General features: G+C 52.9%; 12 protein-coding genes. 11 read left to right on the top strand and 1 reads right to left on the bottom strand.

Annotated elements, in window-relative coordinates:
- Positions 1–2: 2 nt before the first annotated feature.
- Positions 3–791 carry an HAD family hydrolase gene (locus PGL01S_RS03110; RefSeq protein WP_127491287.1) on the top strand — a complete coding sequence of 263 codons (789 nt, stop codon included), beginning with the start codon at positions 3–5 and terminating at the stop codon, positions 789–791.
- 64 nt (positions 792–855) lie between these two features.
- On the opposite strand, the gene mtnD is transcribed toward PGL01S_RS03110, so the two are convergent.
- Positions 856–1395, bottom strand: a complete 540-nt coding sequence (gene mtnD / locus PGL01S_RS03105; RefSeq protein WP_127491285.1) for an acireductone dioxygenase — start codon at positions 1393–1395, stop codon at positions 856–858.
- A gap of 146 nt (positions 1396–1541) precedes the next feature.
- Here mtnD and metH point away from each other — a divergent pair, with 146 nt between their 5' ends.
- The 10 genes from metH (at position 1542) to PGL01S_RS03055 (ending at position 14727) form a co-directional block, all read left to right on the top strand.
- Positions 1542–4988 carry a methionine synthase gene (gene metH / locus PGL01S_RS03100; RefSeq protein ID WP_127491283.1) on the top strand — a complete coding sequence of 1149 codons (3447 nt, stop codon included), beginning with the start codon at positions 1542–1544 and terminating at the stop codon, positions 4986–4988.
- Positions 4989–5089: 101 nt separating this feature from the next.
- Entirely contained in the window at positions 5090–6019 is a 930-nt protein-coding gene (rnz, locus tag PGL01S_RS03095; RefSeq protein ID WP_127491281.1) for a ribonuclease Z, read from the top strand.
- Between the two features lie 99 nt (positions 6020–6118).
- Positions 6119–7090, top strand: a complete 972-nt coding sequence (locus tag PGL01S_RS03090) for a metal-dependent hydrolase (protein WP_127491279.1) — start codon at positions 6119–6121, stop codon at positions 7088–7090.
- A 131-nt stretch (positions 7091–7221) separates the two neighbouring features.
- Complete coding sequence (locus PGL01S_RS03085; protein ID WP_127491277.1) at positions 7222–9471, top strand: DEAD/DEAH box helicase; 2250 nt, start codon at positions 7222–7224, stop codon at positions 9469–9471.
- Positions 9472–9510: 39 nt separating this feature from the next.
- A complete protein-coding gene (locus PGL01S_RS03080; RefSeq protein ID WP_127491275.1) occupies positions 9511–10815 on the top strand; it encodes a ribonuclease H-like domain-containing protein in 1305 nt (434 codons plus the stop codon).
- Entirely contained in the window at positions 10812–11624 is an 813-nt protein-coding gene (gene nucF / locus PGL01S_RS03075) for a 5' nucleotidase NucF (protein WP_127491273.1), read from the top strand. The genes PGL01S_RS03080 and nucF overlap by 4 nt, the downstream gene beginning before the upstream one ends.
- Positions 11625–11663: 39 nt before the next feature.
- A complete protein-coding gene (gene mutM, locus PGL01S_RS03070; protein WP_127491271.1) occupies positions 11664–12479 on the top strand; it encodes a DNA-formamidopyrimidine glycosylase in 816 nt (271 codons plus the stop codon).
- A 4-nt stretch (positions 12480–12483) separates the two neighbouring features.
- The gene (locus tag PGL01S_RS03065) at positions 12484–13314 is read left to right on the top strand and encodes a deoxyribonuclease IV (protein WP_127491268.1); all 831 of its coding nucleotides are present in this window, start codon (positions 12484–12486) and stop codon (positions 13312–13314) included.
- A 3-nt stretch (positions 13315–13317) separates the two neighbouring features.
- Entirely contained in the window at positions 13318–13653 is a 336-nt protein-coding gene (locus PGL01S_RS03060) for a cyclic-phosphate processing receiver domain-containing protein (RefSeq protein WP_127491266.1), read from the top strand.
- Between the two features lie 54 nt (positions 13654–13707).
- Positions 13708–14727 (top strand): 23S rRNA (cytidine(2498)-2'-O)-methyltransferase RlmM, encoded by a 1020-nt coding sequence (locus PGL01S_RS03055; protein ID WP_174806522.1) that lies wholly within the window; start codon positions 13708–13710, stop codon positions 14725–14727.
- Positions 14728–14784: the final 57 nt, after the last annotated feature.

The raw sequence follows: 14784 nt of genomic DNA, 5'->3' as shown, positions 1-14784 counted from the left end.
TTATGGGGAAGCAAGCGGTACTATTTGATCTTGACGATACGTTGTTGTGGGATGACCGCAGCGTAAAAGAAGCATTTGAAGCAACATGCCAAGCCGGTGCGGAAGCTGCCGGCGTTGATCCGGAGCAGCTTGAAGAAGCCGTACGCAAAGAAGCGCGCGCTCTTTATGAATCCTATGAGACGTTCCCGTTCACGAAGATGATCGGTATTAACCCGTTTGAAGGACTCTGGGCGAATTTCCGCGAAGGCGAGCAGGAAGAGTTCCGCAAGCTGGAGCAGCTTGCGCCGGGCTACCGCAAGGAAGCTTGGACTCGCGGCTTGCGCGCGCTTGGCGTTGATAACGAAGAGCTTGGCGCTAAGCTGGCAGAGCAGTTCCCAGCGGAACGCCGCAAACGTCCTTTTGTCTATGACGAAACGTTCCGCGTGCTGGATGCGCTTAAAGGAAAGTATAAGCTGCTCCTGCTGACAAACGGTTCTCCGGATCTGCAGCGCGAGAAGCTTGCTGGCGTTCCTGAGCTGACTCCTTACTTCGATCACATCATTATCTCGGGCGAGTACGGTGAGGGCAAGCCCGCCGCTTCCATCTTCCGTCATGCGATGGAACGGCTCGGAATCGAGCCGGATCATGGCATTATGGTTGGCGACAAGCTGACTACCGATATTCTCGGTGCGAATACGGTTGGCATGACATCCGTATGGGTGAACCGTCACGGTGCGGTGCGCAATGACGAAATCATTCCTTCGCATGAGATTGCTCATTTGGAAGAACTGCTGCTGCTTCTCGAGCAATAATGGACAAAACAAAGCCCCTCGCCATCGGAAGATGGAACGAGGGGCTTAATTTTATGAACAGGTCTCACTTAACGAAAGCAGGATCTTCGAATGGATGCGCAATCCAGCCTTCTGTTTCAATGAACAGGCGTACGGCCACGATTTGGCGGTTATCCATCAACGTGAAGAAATGAGGGATTCTTTCCGGAACGGAGATCACGTCGCCGGCTTCGAGTTCAACGTCGAAGTAACCGACTTCTTCGGTGCCTTTGATAACGAAGATGCCTTTGCCGGCTGTAATCGCGCGAACTTCATCTTCTGTATGTGTATGAACGGATTCGAATTTCTTCAGCAGTTCATCAAGGTTTGGAGTTGCATCGGATAAAGTAATGATGTCCCAAGTTTTGTAACCGCGGCGAGCGGCAAGATCCGTAATTTCAGCATTGAAAGTGGACAGAACTTCTGCTTTCTCTTCATCGGAGAGAACAAATCTCTCTTTGAGGTGTGCAGGGAGTTTAGTTGCATCCCAATGTTCGTAAAGAACTTCTTGTTTGTCTAAAAATTCACGAACGTTCTGTTCACCAGAAATACGTTCATTAGTATTGCGAATGCGGATTTCAGCCATTCTCAATCCCTCTTTCCCTATAGAAATTAACTGATAAGTCCAATTATATAGCAAATGTAGTCAAATGTCGATGGACTGCCTTTTCAGAGTGCGGCTATTCTGTTACACTATTTGTTAATGATTTTCGGAGGAAGGGTGTACGAAATTTGTTGAAACCGACCATACAAGAATTGATGCAGCAGCGGATACTCATCCTGGACGGAGCGATGGGAACAATGATTCAGCAGGCGGATTTGACTGCTGATGATTTTGGCGGAGAAGAGCTTGACGGCTGTAATGAAATGCTCGTATTAACGCGTCCGGATGTTATTTCGATGATCCATGAGAAGTACCTGGAAGCCGGCGCCGATATTTTGGAAACCAATACGTTTGGCGCGACTAGCGTCGTATTGGCGGAATATGACATTCCGGAAAAAGCCCGCGAAATTAACCTTGCTGCCGCCAAGCTGGCAAGAGACGCGGCGGATAAATTTTCGACACCTGACCGCCCTCGGTATGTAGCCGGCGCTTTGGGGCCAACTACAAAAACTTTGTCCGTAACAGGCGGAGTTACCTTTGACGAACTTGTAGACAGCTATTATGAACAAACGGTTGCCTTAATCGAAGGCGACGTAGACGCTATCCTTCTGGAGACATCTCAGGATACCTTGAACGTTAAAGCAGGAAGCATCGGGATCCGCAAGGCATTTGCGGCTATGAACCGCGAGCTTCCGATAATGATTTCGGGTACGATTGAGCCGATGGGCACGACACTTGCCGGTCAATCCATTGAATCCTTCTACATTTCCCTGGAACACCTGAAACCGATTTCGATCGGACTGAACTGCGCAACGGGACCGGAATTCATGCGCGACCATATCCGCTCGCTGAGCGAAATTGCCGATTCGGCTGTCAGCTGTTATCCTAACGCGGGCCTGCCTGATGAGAACGGTCATTACCATGAATCACCCGAATCTCTAGCGCGAAAAATGTCGGCATTTGCCGAGCAGGGCTGGCTTAACATTGCGGGCGGCTGCTGCGGCACAACTCCGGCGCACATTAAAGCTTTGCATGATACGATGGCGAATTACGCGCCGCGTACGCAGTACGGTACTCATCCTGCTGCTGTGTCCGGTATCGATACGGTGTTTATCGAAGACGACAACCGTCCGATTATGATCGGCGAACGGACTAATATTTCCGGATCCCGGAAGTTCAAACGTTTGATTAAAGAAGGCAAGTTCGACGAGGCCTCGGAAATCGCGCGTTCCCAGGTTAAAGGCGGAGCTCATATTATCGATATCAACCTGCAGGATACGGACATTGACGAAGCTTATGCGGTACATGAGTTCCTGCCGCAGGTCGTAAAGAAGATTAAAGTGCCGTTAATGCTCGATTCGACGTATGACCATATCATCGAGCTTGGTCTGAAGTATTCGCAAGGCAAAGCCATCATCAACTCGATTAACCTGGAAGACGGCGAATCGAAGTTCGAGAAGATCCTGCCGCTCATTCACCAATACGGTGCCGCGGTTGTCATGATCCTGATCGATGAACGCGGACAGGCGGTTTCCCGCGAAGCGAAGATGGAAGTGGCCGAACGTTCTTATAATCTCCTTGTAAATAAATACGGCATGAATCCGGAAGATATCATTTTCGACCCGAACATGTTCCCGGTTGGCTCCGGCGACCCGCAATATATCGGATCCGCTGTTGAGACGATCGAAGGCATCCGGATGATTAAGGAGAAGTTCCCGAAAGCAAAGACGATTCTGGGTCTGAGCAACATCTCGTTTGGTCTGCCTGACGCGGGCCGCGAGGTACTGAACTCCGTCTACCTGTACCACTGTACGAAGGCCGGTCTTGACTATGCGATCGTAAATACGGAAAAACTGGAGCGGTATGCTTCCATTCCGGAGGAAGAGCGCAAGCTGGCGGAAGATCTGATCTATAACACGAATGACGATACGCTTGCTGCGTTCGTTGCGGCATTCCGCGAGAAGAAAGTCGTGAAGAAGGAGAAGGTATCGAATCTTTCTCTGGAGGAGCGTCTTGCTTCTTACATCGTGGAAGGCACGAAGGAAGGACTTATTCCCGACCTTGACGAAGCGCTCAAGAAATATACGGCGCTCGAAGTAATCAACGGACCGTTGATGCGCGGGATGGAAGAAGTAGGGCGCCTGTTCAATAATAACGAGCTCATCGTAGCGGAGGTGCTGCAAAGCGCCGAGGTTATGAAGGCATCGGTAGCCCATCTGGAACAGTTCATGGAAAAGAATGAAACCTCCGTGAAGGGCAAGATCATTCTGGCTACGGTTAAAGGCGATGTGCATGACATCGGCAAAAACCTTGTCGAAATTATTTTGTCTAACAACGGTTACAAAATTATCAACCTGGGCATCAAAGTACCGCCTGAACAGCTGATTGAAGCGCAGCGCAAGGAAAATGCCGACATTATCGGTCTTTCCGGTCTGCTCGTCAAATCCGCTCAACAGATGGTCGTAACCGCACAGGATATGCGTAACGCGGGTATTTCCGCTCCAATCATGGTTGGCGGCGCTGCACTAACGCGTAAATTCACGAAGACGAGAATCGGCCCCGAATACGACGGCTTGACGTTGTATGCGAAGGATGCGATGGACGGTCTGGATCTTGCGAACAAGCTGATGGATAAAGAGCATCGAGGCAAAATGGAAGAGGAATTGCGGATTTACAAGGAATCCGGCGGCGATGTGGAAGAGGAGAAAAAACCTCAGCCGCAGCTAACCCGGGTTGAACGCTCGAAAATCTCCGTGGATGCGCCGGTCTATATCCCGCCGGATACGGACAGACATATTTTGCGGGACGTTCCGATTCCGCATATCATTCCTTACGTGAACATGCAAATGCTGCTTGGTCATCACCTGGGGCTGAAGGGCAACGTGGATAACCTTCTCCAGGAAGGCAACGAGAAGGCCGTGCAATTGAAAGAAACCGTTGACGGGATTTTGCAGGAAGGCACAACAAACGGTATTATTAAGGCACATGGCATGTACCGTTTCTTCCCGGCGCAATCGTCCGGCAATGATATCATCATCTATGATCCTCAGGATCATACGAAGGAGATCAAGCGGTTTACGTTCCCGCGCCAGCAGGTAGAGCCATTCCTTTGCCTGGCGGATTATCTGAAGCCGGTGGATAGCGGCGTAATGGACTATGTCGGTTTCCTTGTCGTTACAGCCGGTCAAGGCGTACGCGAGCTGGCAAACGAGTGGAAGGAAAAAGGCGATTATCTTCGCTCGCATGCCTTGCAATCGGTAGCCCTGGAGGTAGCCGAGGCGATGGCGGAACGCGTCCATCATATGATGCGCGATATTTGGGGGTACCCGGATCCGGCGACAATGACGATGAAGCAGCGCTTTGGCGCCCGTTATCAAGGCATTCGCGTATCCTTCGGTTATCCGGCATGTCCGAACCTGGAAGACCAAGGACCGCTGTTCGAGCTGATGAAGCCGGAAGATATCGGCGTGGAATTGACGGAAGGCTTCATGATGGAGCCGGAAGCATCCGTATCCGCGATGGTATTCGCCCATCCGGAAGCGCAATATTTCAACGTTGAAAAAGTAGAACGATAGATGCAAGCTAAGCCTCCGTAAGCAATGGCTGGTTGACCAACCAGCCCCGGCTAGCGGGGGCTTTCATCCTATTCATATGGTGATCTGGAGGTGGCAGCACAATGGAAATATGGTTTCTTGGAACAGGCGCAGGCCGCCCGATGAAGCATCGGAACGTAACGTCCATCGCGCTCAGGCTGCCGGATCCGGACTGTTCGTTATGGATGTTTGACGCTGGCGAAGGGACTCAGCATCAGTTGATGCATACGCCGCTTAAGCTTAACAAGCTTGAGGCGCTGTTCGTTACCCATCTGCATGGCGATCATACATACGGGATTCCTGGGCTGCTCAGCACCCGGTCCTACGTTGGAGGCAACGGTCCGCTCCAGCTGTTCGGTCCTCCGGGTATCCGCGAGATGATTGAGACAGCGCTTACGCTTAGCAGTACCCGAATTGATTACGAAATTACCTACCATGAAGTGTCCGAAGGAATTGTCTATAAAACCGAGCGTTACACGGTTGAAGCACTGCCTCTGGAGCACCGCGTTCCTTGTTTTGGCTACCGCATTACCGAATGCGAAAGCCCGGGCAAGCTGAATGTCGAGCGGCTGCGGCAGTTGGGCGTCCCGGCAGGTCCGTTGTTTGGGCGGATTAAAAAAGGGGAAGATATTACGCTGCCTGACGGAACGCTCGTCCGAGCGGCAGACGCAGCGGGAAAACCGCAATGCGGCCGGATTATTACCATTGCAGGCGATACCAAGCCTTGCGACAATGCTTTAAGACTGGCTCAAAATGCGGATCTGCTCGTGCATGAAGCTACCTTTGCGGCCGGTCAGGAAGAGAAAGCCCATTTGTACGGGCATTCTACAACCGTGGAAGCGGCAACTACCGCGCGTAACGCCAATGCCAAAAAGCTGATCATGACGCATTTCAGCACAAGGTTTGTCGATGAGGATCTTGCGGGCCTTGAAGAGGAAGCAAGGACGATTTTCCCGGAATCCTATGCCGCCCACGACCTGTATCACACCGAAATTCCCCGTCCCAAAGAGTAGCGAGCCAGCTCCTTACAAAATCAACACGGTTCGAAAATAATCCCATAACGGTCCCGTATTATGCTGGTACTAAATCTGCAGCTAAGGAGATGAGGTCAGGTGGATACGGGAAGGCATTTGCTGTTTGGCGCAACACTTGGCGGTCTTGCCATGCTGGATCCGGTTATTTCGGTTCATCCGGAGATCGGGTATGCGGTTCTGGCCGGTACGGTGCTGGGCAGCCATGCGCCGTATTTTGACGTATTTGCAAGGTTGAAGGGGCAAGCCGCCTATATTAGGAATCATCGGGGGATTACGCATTCCGTGCCGGCTCCGCTTGTCTGGGCTGCTGGGATTGGCGGAGCATTCGCATGGCTGTTCGGCGTGCTGGATCATGTCCTTTTGGTCATGTTATGGACGCTTGCCGCGGTATGCTTCCATATTGCTCTAGATCTGTTCAACACGTATGGCGTCCAATGCCTGAGGCCGTTCTCCAGGAAATGGTGGCATTTGGATGCCCTTTGCCTGTTTGATCCGTATTTGTTCGGAGCTCATGCGATCGGATTGCTCTTCTGGATATGTGGCATCTTCCCGCCGGGACCAATGTTTGCCGGTATTTACGCCGTAACCATTCTCTACATCGCCATACGTCTGCGGCTGCGCTGGCGGATCAAAAGAAGGCTTAAGCTCCAGCTTGGCAGGGTCACGGCCATCACGCTTGTACCAAGCATGTTGGGCAGGAGCTGGCAATTTACCGCCGACTGCGGGGATTGCTATCGCACGGGCACCGTAACCGGCAGCCGGATCCGTCTGGAATCCACGGTGGTCAAATATAAGCCAAGTGAGCATGTTCCGGCCGTAAAGGCCGCACTGGAGGCCGACGGGGTAAAAGCCTTTCTAGGTTTTGCCGACCAGGTTCATTTGCAGGTGGAGGAAAAACAGGACGGCTACGAGGTATCGTGGAAAGACGTACGGTTCTGGCGGGACAATCAAATGGCATTTGGCGTTGATGTTCAACTGGACCGGAATATGAAGGTGCTTGGCCATCATGTCGGCTGGAGCAAGCGTTCCTGGGAATCGCCTCATGTATAATCCATAATCATGACCCGCCTCTTACGGGAGGCGGGTTTTTTATTTGTCGCCAAAATATGTCTTCCTTGAATCCTCTAGCCAATCGAACAAATATTCGCTAAACTGTTGGTATCAAGGGGTGACGAACGTTTATGTTCAAGAAGAAAACTTTGCCTGAATTAATTGAGGAATTACGCTCAAATGAAAATATAGTGAATTGGCATGAAATGGAGCCGCAGGAGGCCAAAACAACGCCTTTCGACGACAGCGTGGATCCGCGAATCCGGGAGGCACTGCAAAAACGAGGCATCTCCGAGCTGTACACCCATCAGGGAACGGCTTTCCGGCTTGCATCCAAAGGAGAAAACATCGTCGCGGTTACGCCGACGGCATCCGGCAAGACGTTATGCTACAACCTGCCCGTTCTGCAGGCGATTGCCAAGGACGATACAAGCCGCGCGTTGTATTTGTTTCCGACCAAAGCGCTCGCGCAGGACCAGAAGAGCGAGCTGAACGAGATCATAAGCGAGATGGGCATCGACATCAAGAGCTATACCTACGACGGCGATACTTCGCCTACGATCCGCCAGATCGTCCGCAAGGCCGGCCATATCGTTATAACGAATCCCGACATGCTTCATTCCGCCATCCTGCCGCATCACACCAAATGGGTCAGTTTGTTCGAGAATTTGAAATATATCGTCATTGACGAGCTGCATACCTACCGCGGCGTATTTGGCAGCCATGTGGCCAATGTCATTCGCAGGCTGAAGCGTATCTGCAAGTTTTACGGGAGCAATCCGACCTTTATTTGCACATCCGCAACTATTGCGAACCCGAAAGAGTTGGCGGAGCAGTTAACCGGCAGCCCGATGCGGCTAATTGACGATAACGGAGCGCCGAGGGGCCGGAAGCATTTCGTTTTTTACAACCCTCCGATCGTTAACGTGCCTCTGAACATCCGGAAAAGCGCGACCGTTGAAGTGAATCATCTGGCGAGGGAATTCCTGAAGAACAAGATTCAGACGATCGTATTTGCCCGCAGCCGCGTAAGGGTGGAGATTATCCTCAGTCATATCCAAGAGCTGGTCAAAAATGAAATCGGCACGAAGTCGATCCGGGGATACCGGGGCGGCTACCTGCCGAAGCAGCGGAGGGAGATCGAGAAGGGTCTCAGGGAAGGCGAGATTCTGGGAGTCGTGAGCACCAATGCCCTGGAGCTTGGCGTGGATATCGGGCAGCTTCAAGTCTGCGTGATGACCGGATACCCGGGCAGCGTCGCGAGTACCTGGCAGCAGGCGGGACGGGCAGGAAGAAGGCATGGCGAAGCGCTTATTCTGATGGTGGCCAGCTCCACGCCAATCGATCAGTATATCGTCCAGAATCCGGAATACTTCTTCGACCGCAATCCGGAATCCGCGCGGATTAATCCGGAGAATTTGATTATTCTCGTCGATCATGTCCGCTGCGCGGCATACGAGCTGCCGTTCAAGAATACGGAGGAATTCGGGCCGCTTGAAATCAGCGAGATTCTCGAATACCTTCAAGAGGAACGCGTGCTTCACAGAAGCGGCGATACGTTTTATTGGGCGAACCAAGCCTTCCCGGCAAGCGAGATCAGCCTGCGTTCCGCATCGCAGGAAAATGTCGTGATCGTTGATCAGACGAGCGTGGCCGATGTCCGCATTATTGGCGAGATGGACCGGTTCAGCGCGATGACGCTTCTTCATGACGAAGCTATCTACCTGCACGAAGGAGTGCAGTATCAGGTTGAGAAGCTGGACTGGGACCATAAGAAGGCCTACGTGCGAGAGGTGGATGTCGAGTACTATACCGACGCCAATCTTGCGGTGAATCTGAAGGTTCTTGAGATCGACAAGTCCAGAATCTCCGGCAGCGGCGCCGTTCATCAAGGGGATGTGGCGGTTACGATGATCCCGACGATTTTCAAGAAAATCAAGCTTACCACGTTCGAAAATATCGGATCCGGACCGATACATCTGCCTGAACAGGAGCTTCATACCCGCGCAACCTGGCTTGAACTGAAGGATACCGATCCGGAGCTCGGAACCAAGGTCTTGGAGCAGCTGCTGCTAGGCATCGCCAACGTCATTCAGCACATCGTGCCGGTCATGGTGATGTGCGACCGCAGCGACGTTCACGTTACTTCCCAGATCAAGGCCGCCCATACGGGTCTGCCGACGATCTTTATATACGACCATTATCCGGGCGGCATCGGGCTGGCCGACGACGTGTACAAACGGTTTGACGATGTGAAGCAGGCCGCCGCCAATCTAATCAAAAAATGCTCATGCAAGGATGGATGTCCATCATGTATCGGAAACGAAATCGAAGGAATCAACGGGAAGCAGAAAAGCGTTCAGCTATTATCCCTGTTATAAATCTGCATGTTGATCTAGTAAAAGGAGGAGGAACGGGAAATGAGCAGTCTTCGCGATAAAATGAACCGGCTTCGCGGAAGCAGCAGCCCGGCTTCTTCTTCCGAAGAAGCCGCAGCGGCCGTGCAAGCACCGGAGCCGCCGCCTGCGGCGAATACGGATCATCTGGAAACCTTGTCGGAAGAATGGTCATCCATGGGAGTGAAGCTGCTTCATAATGAAGCGGGCAGTTTTCTGATGAGAAGGCTTGTATACCCTGCCGGTCACCAGCATGGCATTCATTGCTTGGGCGAGCTGCCCTCCGCTTCTGCCGGATTGAGGGCATTCCATGAGGTCCCGATTGACGCCGAACAGCTATTGTATCTCGACCTTGAGACGACGGGGCTTGGCGTTGGCACGGGCAACGTGCCGTTTATGGTTGGCTTGGCCTATTGGTCGGGCTCCGATCTGATCGTGGAGCAAGCGGTGATCCGCCACCCCGCCGAGGAGCGGGCGATGCTATTTTACCTCAACGGCAAATTAGGCGGCTACCGCTATCTGGTGAGCTATAACGGCAAAACCTTCGACTGGCCGGTTATGCAGACCCGGTTCATTTTGCACGGATACAACCGGAAGCTGTGGGAGCCGCTTCATCTTGATTTTCTGCATCCCTCCCGCAGCATATGGAAGAACACGCTCGCGTCGCTGCGGTTAAGCCATGTGGAAGAGGAACGGCTCGGAATCGAGCGGATCGACGACGTACCCGGCTCGCTTGCGCCGCAGCTCTACTTTCAATTTCTCGCCGACGGCGATCCGGAGCCGCTGCGAGGCGTCTATCAGCATAATGAGATTGATATGCTGTCGCTGGTATGCTTGTCCATCCGATTCGGCCATCTGTTGAACGGGAACACGGAGGGCGGCTATCAGCTGCCGATGCCGGCGGAGTCGGAGGAGCTTATCCGTACCGGCTTATGGCTGGAGAAGATGGGACATGCCGGCCGGGCGGAGCTTATGTTCGAAGCCGCGTTAAGCTGTGAACGCACCGCAGCCGCCACTTTGAACATGCTGGCTGCAAGAGACAAGAAAGCTGGCAATTGGCAGCGAGCTGTGTTATTGTGGCAGAAGGCTGTTATACAGTCGGTCCAGCATGGATCGGCTGGCTTGAGTGCAAGCATTGAACTGGCTATGTATTACGAGCATAAGCTGAAGGACTACGATTCAGCTTTATCATATGTGTCAGAAGCATTGGAATTGGCGCTTATCGATCCTCTCGGGAGAAGGGACGCGAAGCGCCGCGCCGAAATAGAGGGCCTTCGCAAGAGGAGAGAGCGGCTTCTGCGCAAGACGGGAAGGAAGCTTGCGGAATGAACGAACAATCAGCGCCGATGAAGGGCTTGCTCCTTGATCTGGACGGTACTTTATATCATGGCACCCAGCGAATTGACGGTGCGGACGAGCTTATCCGGCAGCTTCGGGAATGGAAGCTGCCTTACCGGTTCGTAACGAATAATTCAACCGTATCCCCGGAAACCGTTGCAGAGCGGCTTCGCGGAATGGGGATCGACGCCGAGCCGCGCGACGTATGCACTTCCGCGCAGGCTGCGGCGCAATACATAGCAAACCAAAAACCCGGCGCCTCTGTGCTGGTTATCGGCGAAAGCGGGCTCATTGAAGCCGTGGAAGCAGCGGGCTTGCGGATTACCGAAGAGCAGCCGGATTTTGTCCTGCAGGGTCTGGACCGGCAGCTGTCGTACGAACAGTTGACAAGAGCGGTTAGATCGATACTTCAGGGAGCCGAATTTGTGTTGACCAACCCGGATCTGCTGCTTCCCGGAGAAGGCGGCTTATTTCCCGGCGCCGGATCGATAGGCGCCATGCTTACGGCGGCTGGCGGCAAGGAGCCTACGCTAATCGGCAAGCCGTCGAAGATTCTAATGGACTATTCCCTGCGCCAGATTGGTTTGTCCGCGGAAGAGACTTGGGTCATCGGCGATAACCTGGCAACGGATATTGCGGCCGGCCATGCTTCGGGCTGCGGAACGGTACTTGTGCTAACCGGATTAACGACGAAGGATAATCTGGACTATTACGCAGAACGCGCAGGCTGCAGGCCTCACGTCGTCTGCGACGATTTGCATAAGCTGGTATCGTATATTTCGTCCTCAATCGGGATATAAGAGAAAGCAATAGAGCGGACAGGAAGGAAGAGAGCTTGCATGCCGGAACTACCGGAAATGGAACATTACCGATTACGATTGTCGGAGCTGATTATCGGCTCGCCGATTACGGGTACGGAAGTTACCCGCGACAAATCGATTAATATTAACGCCGGGCAATTCGAAGCGGAATTGGTTGGCCGGACGATATGGTTTGTGGAACGCAGAGGCAAACACCTGTTATTCCACCTCGATAACGGCAAGCGTCTCGTGCTTCATCTGATGCTTGGAGGGACGCTCTTTTTCGGCAGCGACGAAGAACGTCCTGACCGCACGGTACAGGTAACGATCCGCTTTGCGACGGGCAATTTGTATTTTATCGGTCTGCGGCTCGGTTATTTGCATTTTATGTCCGTGAAGGAAGCGGATGCGAAGCTCTCCGAGCTTGGGCCGGATCCGTTCGATAAAAGATTGACGCTTGAACGTTTCAAAGCACGCTTCGATAAGAAGAGAGGCGCGCTCAAAACGGCGCTTGTGGACCAGCATGTGTTGTCAGGGATCGGCAACTGCTATGCGGACGAAATTGCTTTCGCGGCAAAAATTCGCCCGGATGCAAAAATTCCTTCCTTGACAGACGAAACATGGGATCGAGTCTATAATTCGATGCATATCGTGTTAAAGGAAGCGATTTCAAAAGGTGGCTACATGGAGCAGCCGTTAACGGCCGGAGATACGATTACCGGCGGTTTCAACGATCACTGTCAGGTGTATGATCGCGGGGGAGAGCCATGCTTTGTCTGCGGCACCGCTATCGAGCAGTTCGAGATCTCGTCGCGCAAAGCTTTCGTCTGCCCGGTCTGCCAGAAGGAACAGTAGAGCGATGTACATCGGCCGCCATCTCAGCATAAAAGAAGGTTATGCCTCCGCCGCCAAAGCCGCCTATTCGGGCGGCATTAGTGCTTTTCAGTATTTTCCGAAAAACCCTCGCAGCCTTGGAATCAAGGCTTTCGACCGGAGAGAGGCCGAGCGCTGCGCGGAACTGTGCAGGCAGTACGATATACGGACCATCGCTCATTCCCCTTATCCGACGAATCTTGCTTCGGAGCGGGAGGATGTCCGTCAGCGTACCGTTGAATCGCTGCTTAACGATCTGGATATTGCAAACAGCTGCGGCTCGATTGGCGTTGTCGTTCATTTTGGCGTGTATAAAGGGAAGGAACCGCTTGCCGGTTACCAATCGATTATTCAATCGCTGAATGAAGTGACTAGCCGTTGGAACGGGGATGCCAAGCTGCTGATTGAGATTCAATCGGGCGAGCATACGTTTATGGGGACGACCATCGAGGAGCTGGCCCAAATCCGGGGATTATGCGCGGAGCCTGCAAAGCTGGCTTTTTGCCTGGATACCTGCCACATGTTTGCGAGCGGTTTATGGCATGGGGAGACGGATGCGGAGTGGCTGAAGAAAGCCGGCTCATTAGGCGTACTGGAGCATGTCGCGGCTGTGCATTTCAATGACTCGATGTTCGCGGCTGGCGCTCGGCGAGATCGGCATGCGGCGCTTGGAAGCGGTCATATCGGCGAGGAAGGAATGAAATGGCTGATGTCCGTTCCCGCGCTTGCGAATGTTCCTTTTATACTGGAAACGCCTTCAGACGAAGACGGTACTTATGGAAGGCAATTAAACCTGATGCGCGAATGGGGGACATGAATAATGATACATGTATATCTGGATGACTATCGCCCTTGTCCGAAAGGCTTCGTGCTCGCCCGGAATGCGGAGGAATGCAAGCTTCTGATTGATTCCGAAGCCATAGATATCTTGTCGCTGGACTATGATCTCGGCTGGAACGAGCCGACGGGTTACGAGGTCGTCCGTCATATGGTGGAATCGGCCCGTTATCCGAAAAAAGTCTATCTGCATACTTCCAGCACGGCGGGAAGAATGCACATGTATCATATGCTGTCGACCCATGCGCCGATCGAGATGAAAATTATGAACGGGCCAATGCCGGACTCGCTGCTTGACGAAATTGCGGCCGGCAGTTGATCATAGATGCTTGTTTGGTTTGGTTTGGTTTGGTGTAACAACGGAGGTGTTGAAGTGAGCCGATGGATTGGTACGGCTAATCAGGGGTATTCTCCCTATGCAATTGAAGAGCTTCGGCGGCTTTTAGACGGCGTTAAAGTAACGCAGCTTGCCGCCGGAGAAACTTTTTTATTCGACAGCGAGCGGTCTGCGGATGACGTTGCCGCGGCTGTGGCGGCGGACAAGCCGATTTTCCTGAGACATCTTCAGCCTGTTGATCGTACGGTGGAGATCAAAGGGAATGCGGATGATCTGCAGGAGCTGTCGGAGACGATAAGACGTTCTCGTCTGCTGTTCGAGGACAAGCAGGTGGCTATCCATGTCCGCCGCTCGAACAAGACGGCGTTCCCGTATTCCGCTTCGGACACAAAGGCTGTGCTGGATGCGGTACTGGAGGAGCTGGATGCCGAACCCGTCGTCCAGAATCCGGATCTTATCATTGCCATTTATGCCGCGGCAAGCGAGCTGTATGTCGGCTTTGGCCGGCCGGAGGACATGTTGTCCGACTGGCCTGGGGGAGCGATACGCTTCCAACGGGAGGAAGGGCAAATCTCGCGCGCCAAATTCAAGCTTCTTGAAGCGGAGCGGGAATTTGGTCTTGATTATTCCAAGTTCCGGAACGCGGTGGATATTGGAGCGGCTCCGGGCGGCTGGACATCCTTACTGCTTGAACGAGGTTTGCGGGTAACGGCGATTGATCCGGGAGAGATGCACCCGTCGCTGGCCGGACATCCCGCATTGACGTACCTCAAACGGAATGCATCGGAGGTCAAGTTCAAGCCGGGCTCCTTTGACCTGCTTGTCTGCGATATGAGCTGGAGCCCTATGCAGATGTGCCGTCTGGTGCTGGATTTGGAAGAGACGCTTGCCCCGCATGCCACGGCTATTATTACGATAAAGCTGATGCACAAAAAGCCGCTTCAGACCATTCGCGAGGTCAAGGAGCGCTTTTCGACCGCATTTATCATTAAACGCGCCAAGCAGTTATTCCATAACCGCGAGGAGATTACGTTATATTTGGAAAAGAAGCAGTAAGCGTGATATAACGGAATAGAAGAGGGAAAGCATCCCGGTTTGAACAGGAGTCCAATT

The sequence above is a fragment of the Paenibacillus glycanilyticus NBRC 16618 genome, from assembly GCF_004000805.1.
Lineage (GTDB): Bacteria > Bacillota > Bacilli > Paenibacillales > Paenibacillaceae > Pristimantibacillus > Pristimantibacillus glycanilyticus.
Note: the sequence above shows the minus strand (reverse complement) of the source record. Positions and strands in the feature narration are given on the sequence as shown.